Below are 9,190 nucleotides of genomic sequence, written 5' to 3' on the forward strand. Positions count from 1 at the left end.
AACGGAAGGATCTGACCCACGCACCTAGGACGACCAAGTTGGTGGATTGTTCATCGAGAGCCTGCTGAGCCGCGTCGGCTGCTGCCTGCGACTCTTCCATTCGCTGCGAAGCGAGCTGCTTGAGTCGATCGCGTTCGTCTCGCGCGACCGCGGCTTGATCGCTGAGCGACTGTGCCGCCCCGCGCGCGACGGTGGCATCAGCGAACGCATCGCGGTTTCGCTGCAGAAGTTTGTCAGCCCTGCCCAACCTGCTCAGCAGCTGGTCGGCGTCACCGGCATCGGAAAAGAACAATCGCAACGACGTGTCGTCGCCACCCGATCGATACATCTCCGCTGCAACGCGGCCCGCTCGTTCCGAGGCAGTCGCTGCGACGGCGGCCTGGGCATCGGCCTGGGACTGGAACTCATCCGCCCGCGCAACAGCAGCAAAGTACTCCTCCTCCGCGACGAAGAATTCTTGAGACGCTTCCTCTGCTGCTGCCTGCGTCCGTATGACGTTGGCGTTCAGTGTTGCGATGAACCCTTGAATGCGCGAGATCTCGGTGGCTTTCGCGGCTTCATTGTCGCGGGCGCGCTGCACATCGTCCCAGGACGGATACGTGGCAGCGAAGGCCGGAGCAGCCACCCCGAGCGACGCCGCGGCGAGCAGCCCGAGCGCGCCGATGCGCACGAAGCCCCGCCGCCCCAATGTGTGTCTGACGCCCGCATCGCGTCGCGGTCCTTCAAGTTTGCGTAGTTCTTCTGCGGATGGTGCACACCCGCAGTCGACAGCGGGAAGCGCCACCGGCGGAAGGTAGCGGGACATTGGACTCCTCGTGCGACGGGTGACGATAGCGGGAAACGTTCGCTACCCTTACACCGATCATCCAGCGCGCTTGTCCAGACACGCCGAGCAACTGCAGTTGGCGATACCTACCAGGTGTGGTTCACAGGAAAGTCTCGGATGCAGATCTTGTACTCTGTCCTGAAGTCATCACGATCACGTAACGAGCCCTGCGGCAGGAAGGCGCGAGTGAACATTCTTCGCGACGGCACACGCACGCAGGGCGCGACCCTCTGGCTCGTCACGCTCGTGTCGCTCTTCGTGCTCGCCCTTCTGGCGATGCATGCAGGGGGCGAGGGCGAGCACAACGTCGCAGGCTCGTCGGAAGTGTCCCTTTCGCAGAGCATTATGGAGAACCCGATATTGTCCTCCGTATCGGACGGTTCTTCTTCCGTTGCTGAACCCTGCGATTCAAATTGCTCATCCCACATGGGTGACCTGTTTGCGTGCATGGTTGTCGCGGTCTGCGCGTTCGTCGCTGCCTTAGGCCTCGGGCTCGCACGGGCGTCGCGGCGATTCTGGCTGTCGACACGTCTGGTTCCCCCTTCAGGGACGGGTTTCCGTGCGCGGGTGCTCCTTCACAGCGCACCAGATCTTCACGTCCTCTCGATCAGTCGGACCTGAGCACACCCGTTTTCGTCACGGTGCTCGTTACCGCCCCACGCCGCGTATTTTCAGGCGGCGTGGCGGCGTGAGTCAAGACCGGTCTGCCTCATGATCCTCGACCGTGTCACGAGTGATCCGCTACCTGGATCCTCTCGCTTTTCTTCCGCGCCGGTGCGCGCGACTTAGTCTCCTTCCGGAATCACAATGCCCTCATCGTCAGACCCGTCCATGCCCGCTACCTCGCCGACCCGCCGAAGCATCAGGGAGAGCGAAAAGGAGCGCCGGAGATTTTCGCCATCAGCGCTACCCCACCCTCCGCTCGCCGTGATGCGTCGTTCGTCGTTCCGGCGACAAATTGTGTCGGCGACCGCGATGTCGTCCGCGGTGGCGCTAGCGCTAAGTTTCGCTCTTCCCGCCAGCGGCGCCTCATTCCCGGCATCGGTGTCGAGCGACACGGTGGAAGCAAGTGGCTCCGACGGCGAGGCCCAATCGCTTGACCTCGACATCCAGGTGACAGGCGCACCCCTCGATCGGGGAACGTACGTCAGTGCGAGCGCGATCACGACGGGAGTGTATGCGCAGACAGCATCCACATTCGTCAACTACAGCGGCGCGATACAGTGGCCCTTTCTGACCGGAGTTCCGATCAGCAGCGGGTTCGGATGGCGCGAATCACCGTGCCCTGGTTGCCCGCAGGATCACAACGGGATCGATATGAACCCGGGCGCCGGCTCGGCGATCCAAGCGGTCGCCGATGGCGTCGTACGGGAAGCGTCAGCCAGCGACAGCAGCCAGTGGGGCGTGTACGCGATCATCGACCACGTCGTCGACGGGGAGAAAATCAGCAGCCTGTACGCACACATGGCAGTCGGGACGCTGGCTCTCCGGGCCGGTGATTCGGTCAGTGTCGGTGACCTCGTCGGCAAAGTCGGCGATACCGGACTGAGCGGAGGCCCCCACCTACACCTCGGTATGATGCGTGCCGACGGCACCTACATCGACCCCTACGCGTGGCTGTCGGCAAAGGTGAATCCTTGAACGGCAGCGGCCTGATGTTCACGGCGGGTATTCCCAGCCCCTCCATCAATTCTGTCTATCTCGGCGGCTTCGAACTTCGCTTCTATGCGCTCTTCATCATTTTGGGGATTGCGATCGCCACGTGGCTGGCTTCTCGGCGCCTCGAACGGCGAGGTGGCGCCCGCGGCGTCGTCGTCGACATCGCGCTGTGGGCGGTCCCTTTCGGGATCGCCGGTGGACGTGTTTACCATGTGATCACCCATCCCAACGACTACTTCTACCCGGGCGCTGATCTGTGGCGCGTGCTTTATGTCTGGGAGGGGGGACTCGCCATCTTCGGTGCCGTCCTCGTCGGGGGCGCTGCCGCGATGATCGGATGCCGCATTGCCGGAATCCGGTTCCTGTCCTTCGCCGACGCACTCGCACCGGCCATGCTCATCGCGCAAGCAGTAGGTCGGCTGGGGAACTACTTCAATCAAGAGCTCTACGGCTTTCCCACCACTCTCCCGTGGGGGCTTCAAATCGACCCGCAGAGCGCCGCTTTCCCGGAGGGTTTGCCGCCGGGCACGCTTTTTCACCCGCTCTTTCTGTACGAGATGTTGTGGAATCTCGCAGGCGCCGCGACCATCCTTCTTCTGGAGCGTCGCTATCGCCTGAGGTGGGGCAGGGCGCTCGGCGTCTACCTGCTCATCTACGGCACGGGCAGGGCATCGTTCGAATCCATTCGGATCGACCCCACCGAGCTCGAAATCTGGGGCGTCAAGATAAACGTACTGACGGCGCTCGTCGTGGCGATCGCCGGTGTGTTTCTCATCGTGATCCAAGCGGCCCGCCACCCGGAGCCCGAATTGAGTGTTTACCGAAAGGGGCGCTCACCGGAAACCGCTCCGAGCGACCACGAGGATGGCCACACCCTCGAGAGCGACGGAGAACCCCACCGCTCAGCCAGCGTAGCGTCCGACTCCGACCCTCGCGTGGCAGGCGACAACCACACCGGACCATGACCACACCGGTCCCGCTGGAGGCGGTGCGCCCGCGCCACGCGAAGTGGGCGCCCCGATATGCCTTCCCGCAGACTCTGGCTCTTGGCGCACTGGGGGGTTCTCTCACGACGCTCGCGTTCCCGCCCGTCGGGTCTTGGCCCTTCGCTCTCGTGGGCGTGGCGCTGCAGATCTGCGTTCTGACGGCACCACGGATGACCCGTGCGCTGGCGGGAGCCGCGGCGGGAGCGACATGTTTCTGGGGTATTCACATTGTCTGGTTGACGACCTATCTCGGTCCCGCACCCTGGGTAGCACTCGTCGCGCTACAGGTGCTCATGTCGGTGGCCGCCGCCGCAATCATGATCGCCGGGTGGCGGACGATTGAGGAGCGGATCCCGGGAGATATCTCCCGGATGGTGGTAGTCCCCGTGATGGTGGGAGCGGCATGGGTCGGGCGCGATTTCGTTACCGGGAACTGGCCGTATGGTGGCTTCGCCTGGGGCCGACTCGCCTACAGTCAGGTGGACGGGCCAATGCGCGACCTACTGCCGTGGGTCGGGGTTGCCGGAACCACTTTCGCTGCCGTCGTGATGAGCACGATGCTCGTGCAGGTGGCACGCTCGCGCAGAGTTGGGCACGCATCCGCTCCCCTCGTTCTTCTCGCCGCTCTCGTGGCCGTGCCCTCTTTCTCCTTCAACGAAACAGGAAGTATGCGAGTCGGCGCGGCGCAGGGCAACTCGGACGCCGGCATCTTTAACGCCAGTGCGCCGGGGAGAATCTTTGCGGATCATGTGCGTGCAACGCAATCGCTGTATGACGAAGATCTCGATCTTCTGGTGTGGCCCGAGAATTCTGTTGATGTTGACGTCGCGCGAACCGCCGAGGTTCAAGCCACGCTCGACGGCATCGCCGATCGGGTGAGCGCGCCTATCCTTTTCGGCACGCTCACGGTAGACGACGATCAGGTCTTCAACAGCGCACTCGTCTGGCGCGCGGGCGTGGGAGTAGTCGAACAATATGACAAGAGGTACCCGGTCCCTTTCGCCGAATACCTTCCGGACCGTGCAGCTTGGTCAAGCCTCCTGCCGTTCGTTCCGTCGCTGATTCCTGTCGATATGACCCCGGGAACGACAGCCGCCACCGTCCAGGTGAACGGCGTCCCGATCGGTCTGGCACTCTGCTTCGATATCGTCTCCGACCAACTCGTCCGGGAAACTATCGCTACGGGAGCCGAGATTCTGATCGTCCCGTCCAATAATGCTGACTTCGGAGATTCAGCTCAGGGTGAGCAGCAGCTCTCCATCGCGCGCGCCCGCGCGATGGAGACGGCTCGATCCGTGGCGAACGTGTCTACCGTGGGATCATCCGCGATCATCGGGCCCGACGGCGCAGAGATCGCCACGATGGCACCATTCACAAGCTCCGCCATGGTCGCCGAAGCGCCGCTATCCGACTCGGTCACTCCAGCGATGGCGGTAGCACCATGGTTCGACCGGCTCGGCGTGGGCGTCCTCGTTCTGCTATTCGCGGCGGGTGCGGTGGCTGGACTCTCGTCGAAGTCATCCCGCCGGAGCACGATTCCGCTGAGGCACTTATGATGCGTGACTCGCTACCACGATGCCTGCGCCGATTTGAAGGCGCCGTGAACGTGACGCACGTACCAAATGGCGAGGTCCGTACCGGCACGTGCGCCCGCGCTCGCCTAAAAGTGCGGTGTGCCCTGAACCGCCAGCGGCGCGGCCCGACTCGGTCGCACCAACTGTTCCTGTCGGCACATTTGATCGCCGAGGTGCAGCACTTGTCGCCGCAGCATGTTGGTGCTGCAAAACCCCCACAAGCGAGGAGGCCATATGGACACGCCGCGTAGAGAGCCCACCCAAGAAGAATTCCAGAAGCGTTTCCGCCGCCGCCGGATATATCTCCGCGCAGGTCAAGTGATCATGATCGGTGGAGCAGTGGTTGGCATCATCCACTGGCTTGCGCATTTGGAAGCTTTCGGGCCAGCTCAACCGGAAGGTTGGGTCGACCTCGCCGCAGGCTATCCTGCTGCCGCGCTGCTGGTGATCGTCGGGGCAATGGTGTCCAGCCGCAAACCGTCTTGAGGCCTCGGGCGCCGGGTCACTGTCCTTGCATCTGAAGGGTGCGCCTCACGCCTATGGGTGTCCATCCGCCGAACTCGCTTCGCGCGGCTCGCGGCTGAGCACACTGCGCCGCGTCTGCCGCGCGATACGCGGTTGGAGAGACGGAGGGGTGGGGCGATGTTGGCGCGCGGTGTCAGGCAGACCGCCGCCGTGCTTCCGCCTGGTGGGAATTCAGGACCGCACGAGTCGCGCGATGGCGTCGGTGGCTTCTTTGATCTTTATGTCTGCCTCGTCGCCGCCCGCGCGCGCGGCATTGAGGACGCAGTGCTTGAGATGATCGTCGAGAAGACCGACGGCGACGACCTGTAGCGCGCTGGTGAGAGCACTGATCTGCGTCAAGATGTCGATGCAGTACTTCTCGTCCTCGATCATCTTGTGCACACCCCGGGCTTGTCCCTCGATGCGCTTCAGCCGGTTGAGGTACTTGGACTTGTCGGTGATGTAGCCGTGCCCGGCGGGTTCGTGAGCGAATTCAGGCTCGTGAACGGGGTCTCGGGTGGTGTTCGACATGGCAGGGCCTCTCTAGCGGTTCAGGACGGCGCGGACGGATGCCTCGGGCTGCAGGTCGAGGCGCCGGAGGAGTTGGGCGTTGAGGGCGACGACGATCGTCGACAGCGACATCAGGATCGCGCCGACCGACATCGGCAGCACGAATCCGATCGGGGCGAGCACGCCGGCGGCGAGCGGGACCGAGAGCAGGTTGTAGCCAGCGGCCCACCAGAGATTCTGCTGCATCTTGCGGTAGCTCGCTCGCGACAGCTCAATGACCGATACCACCGAGCGCGGGTCGGAGCTGGCGAGGATGACTCCGGCGGAAGCGATCGCGACGTCGGTGCCGGCGCCGATGGCGACGCCGACGTCGGCCTGCGCTAGGGCGGGGGCATCGTTCACGCCATCGCCCACCATCGCGACCTTGCGTCCGCCGTGTTGCAGTTCGGCGACCTTGGCTGACTTGTCTTCGGGGCGGACGCCCGCGAAGTACCGGTCGATGCCGAGTTCGCCCGCGACCGTCCGCGCGACGGCATCTGCGTCACCGGTGATCATGACGACCTCGACCCCGAGGGCGTGCAGCGCCTCGACGGCTTCGCGCGATTCGGGGCGGATCTCGTCCGCGAGCCGCAGCCCGCCGATGACCGCGCCGTTCTGCATGACGTGCAGGATGATCGCGCCCTCATCTCGCCACGTGTCGGCGGCGGGGATTTCGGACGCCGCGGCCCCGGCCCGCCGACCCGGATTTTGGTGCCCTCGACGGTCGCGGTGACGCCGACGGCGGGGGAGGAGTGGAAGCCGGATGCGCGCGGCACGGCGAGGCCCCGGTCCTGCGCGGCGCGGACGATCGCCTTCGCGAGCGGGTGCTCGCTGTCGGCCTCCGCCGCGGCCGCGAGGCGCAGAACGGTGTCGGGCTCGACATCCCCAACCGTCTGCACATCGGTGATAGTCGGCTCGCCCTTGGTGAGGGTGCCGGTCTTGTCGAAGAGCACGGCGTCAATCGTGCGCATGCTCTCGAGCGCCAGGCGGTCCTTGATGAGAACGCCCCCGCGCGCGGCGCGTTCGGTTGCGATCGAGACGACCAGGGGGATCGCGAGCCCGAGCGCGTGAGGGCACGCGATCACGAGCACCGTGATCGTGCGGACGACGGCAGCATCGGGGTTGCCGAGGAGGCTCCAGACGAGCGCGGTGATGACGGCGGAGCCGAGGGCGAACCAGAACAGCCATGCCGCGGCGCGGTCGGCGAGACGCTGTGCTCGCGATGACGAAGCCTGCGCCTCGGTGACGAGCCGTTGGATGCCGGCGAGGGTGGTGTCGTCACCCGTGGCGGTGATCTGCACGCGCAGCCCGGAATCGGTCGCGACGGTACCCGCCACGACCGGGTCGCCCACACCGCGCGACACAGTGCGGGATTCGCCCGTGACCATGGACTCGTCCATGTCGGCGCTGCCGTCGACGATGCGCCCGTCGGCGGGAACGCTGCCACCGGGGCGAACGATCACGACATCGTCAACCCTCAGGTCGGTGGGTGAGACGGTGATCACGTCGTCGCCCTCGACCCGTTCGGCCTCGTCGGGCAAGAGCGCTGCGAGCGAGTCGAGGGCCGAAGTGGTCTGGGCTAGCGACCGCATCTCGATCCAGTGCCCGAGGAGCATGATCACGATCAGCAGTGCCAGCTCCCACCAGAACTCGAGCTCGTGATCCAACAGTCCGAGGCTCGCGCCCCAGGAGGCGAGGAACGCGACAGTGATTGCGAGGGCGATCAGCAGCATCATGCCGGGTGTGCGGGCACGCAATTCGGCGACCGCACCGGTGAGGAACGGGCGCCCGCCCCACACATACATGACGGTACCCAGCGCGGGGGCGATGAATGCGGCGCCCGGGAAGTCGGGCAGCTGGTATCCGACGAGCATCGCAAACATGCTCGAGAACGCCACGACGGGTATGGCAATGATCAGGTTGATCCAGAACAGCCGACGAAATTGCGTTACGTGATCGGCGCCGTGGCCCGCATGTGCCCCGCCGTGTTCTGAGTGTGCGTCGTGCTCTGCCATCTGTCCGGTGTGCTGACCGTGCTCCCCGGGGTGCGTCCCCCCAGGGGCGTGGTCAGAGGTGTTTGAGGTCATGGGCCTTTCCTATCGACAACGTCGTCGCGATCATCGGGTGGAACAGAGTGAGCGAGCGATTCAGCGGGCTCCATCGAGCCCGCATGTCATATCCATACCCGAAACTCGTTCATCGACATGACAACTTCCCCTCCTGGGGGGTCGCCTTTGTTGGTATGGCGACAAGTTCACTGTATACCCCCATTGGGTATGGCGGCCGTGCGCGAGACGCTCTGGCTTGCTACGTACGTGTGACTTAGTACCGCAGCCCCCTACCGGTATGCAACCCCCTCCGTGGATGGGTATGCCCGTTGTAGCGTGCCGCTGGTCGGGCATCCGCCCGGCGGGAAAGGAGCAATGACGATGACCATTACGGGAGACATGCTGCGCACCCACCCGAAGGCCGATGCGAGCAATGCGCTGCTGACGTGTATCGAGGCGTGCGTGGAGTGCGCCCAGTCGTGTGCCGCGTGCGCTGACGCGTGCCTCAGCGAGGACATGGTCGCGGAGCTCACCGAATGCATCCGCAAGAACCTAGACTGCGCCGACGTCTGCGCCGCGACCGCTGCCGTACTGACCCGCCAGACGGGCAGCAACCCCGACACTATTCGTGCGGTCCTCGAGGCGTGCCGAGCCGCGTGCGCCGCTTGCGCGGAGGAGTGCGAGCAGCACGCCGAGATGCACGAGCACTGCAAGATCTGCGCAGAGGCGTGCCGCCACTGCGAGCAGGCCTGCGTCGAGATGCTCGCCGCCTGAGAGCGCGACCGATCGCGCCTCGACCGACGAGAGGCAATCGACGGTACGAATGAGTGAATGATTACGAATGAGTGAATGAGGAGATGATCCGTTTGTCGACGAATCAGAACAACGACCAACAGCGTGACCACAACGAGCACCAGACGGAGCAGAAGTCGCGGATGCAGATGCCGATGTATCTGCGATTCGCGGCGATGATCCTCACCGCGATGGTCGTCATGTATTGGGTGATGTTCGCCGGTTTGAAGCGCCCCAGGTTTGATGCCGCAT

The 9,190-nt window shown here is 64.5% G+C and carries 8 protein-coding genes and 2 pseudogenes; 7 read left to right on the top strand and 3 right to left on the bottom strand.

The annotated features are described in order from the left end of the window. The coding region (locus tag MIC448_RS01705) for a hypothetical protein (RefSeq protein WP_100812052.1) at positions 1-670 on the bottom strand (670 nt) is incomplete at its 3' end. Between the two features lie 342 nt (positions 671-1,012). Between MIC448_RS01705 and MIC448_RS01710 the strand changes: the two genes are divergently transcribed. The 5 genes from MIC448_RS01710 to MIC448_RS01730 all read left to right on the top strand — a co-directional run bounded on the left by MIC448_RS01710 (position 1,013) and on the right by MIC448_RS01730 (position 5,531). Then, positions 1,013-1,447 carry a hypothetical protein gene (locus tag MIC448_RS01710; RefSeq protein WP_036295141.1) on the top strand — a complete coding sequence of 145 codons (435 nt, stop codon included), beginning with the start codon at positions 1,013-1,015 and terminating at the stop codon, positions 1,445-1,447. 354 nt (positions 1,448-1,801) lie between these two features. Further along, the gene (locus tag MIC448_RS16535) at positions 1,802-2,467 is read left to right on the top strand and encodes a M23 family metallopeptidase (protein ID WP_279380974.1); all 666 of its coding nucleotides are present in this window, start codon (positions 1,802-1,804) and stop codon (positions 2,465-2,467) included. Next, complete coding sequence (gene lgt / locus MIC448_RS01720; protein WP_243419850.1) at positions 2,464-3,450, top strand: prolipoprotein diacylglyceryl transferase; 987 nt, start codon at positions 2,464-2,466, stop codon at positions 3,448-3,450. Before MIC448_RS16535 ends, lgt begins: the two co-directional genes overlap by 4 nt. Then, positions 3,447-5,027, top strand: coding sequence for an apolipoprotein N-acyltransferase (lnt, locus tag MIC448_RS01725; protein WP_051512906.1), 1,581 nt, complete (start codon positions 3,447-3,449; stop codon positions 5,025-5,027). The genes lgt and lnt overlap by 4 nt, the downstream gene beginning before the upstream one ends. A 252-nt stretch (positions 5,028-5,279) precedes the next feature. Next, entirely contained in the window at positions 5,280-5,531 is a 252-nt protein-coding gene (locus MIC448_RS01730; protein ID WP_081766122.1) for a hypothetical protein, read from the top strand. Between the two features lie 210 nt (positions 5,532-5,741). On the opposite strand, the gene MIC448_RS01735 is transcribed toward MIC448_RS01730, so the two are convergent. Both MIC448_RS01735 and MIC448_RS01740 read right to left on the bottom strand, forming a co-directional pair. Further along, entirely contained in the window at positions 5,742-6,080 is a 339-nt protein-coding gene (locus tag MIC448_RS01735; RefSeq protein ID WP_036295147.1) for a metal-sensitive transcriptional regulator, read from the bottom strand. Positions 6,081-6,092: 12 nt separating this feature from the next. After that, positions 6,093-8,113, bottom strand: a pseudogene (locus MIC448_RS01740) (copper-translocating P-type ATPase). 414 nt (positions 8,114-8,527) lie between these two features. On the opposite strand from MIC448_RS01740, the gene MIC448_RS01745 reads away from it, so the two are divergent. After that, on the top strand, positions 8,528-8,920 hold the full coding sequence (locus tag MIC448_RS01745) for a four-helix bundle copper-binding protein (protein WP_370651852.1): 393 nt from the start codon (positions 8,528-8,530) through the stop codon (positions 8,918-8,920). Between the two features lie 71 nt (positions 8,921-8,991). Beyond that, positions 8,992-9,190 (top strand): annotated as a pseudogene (locus MIC448_RS01750) (hypothetical protein); the annotation flags it as partial.

The sequence above is a fragment of the Microbacterium sp. C448 genome (genome assembly GCF_000582705.2).
GTDB lineage: Bacteria > Actinomycetota > Actinomycetes > Actinomycetales > Microbacteriaceae > Microbacterium > Microbacterium lacus_A.

Bases quoted from the DNA above. Each gene is read 5' to 3' on its own strand.
- MIC448_RS16535 (WP_279380974.1), top strand. From the start codon at position 1,802: ATGTCGTCCGCGGTGGCGCTAGCGCTAAGTTTCGCTCTTCCCGCCAGC.
- lnt (WP_051512906.1), top strand. From the start codon at position 3,447: ATGACCACACCGGTCCCGCTGGAGGCGGTGCGCCCGCGCCACGCGAAG.
- MIC448_RS01730 (WP_081766122.1), top strand. From the start codon at position 5,280: ATGGACACGCCGCGTAGAGAGCCCACCCAAGAAGAATTCCAGAAGCGT.
- MIC448_RS01735 (WP_036295147.1), bottom strand. From the start codon at position 6,080: ATGTCGAACACCACCCGAGACCCCGTTCACGAGCCTGAATTCGCTCAC.
- MIC448_RS01745 (WP_370651852.1), top strand. From the start codon at position 8,528: ATGACCATTACGGGAGACATGCTGCGCACCCACCCGAAGGCCGATGCG.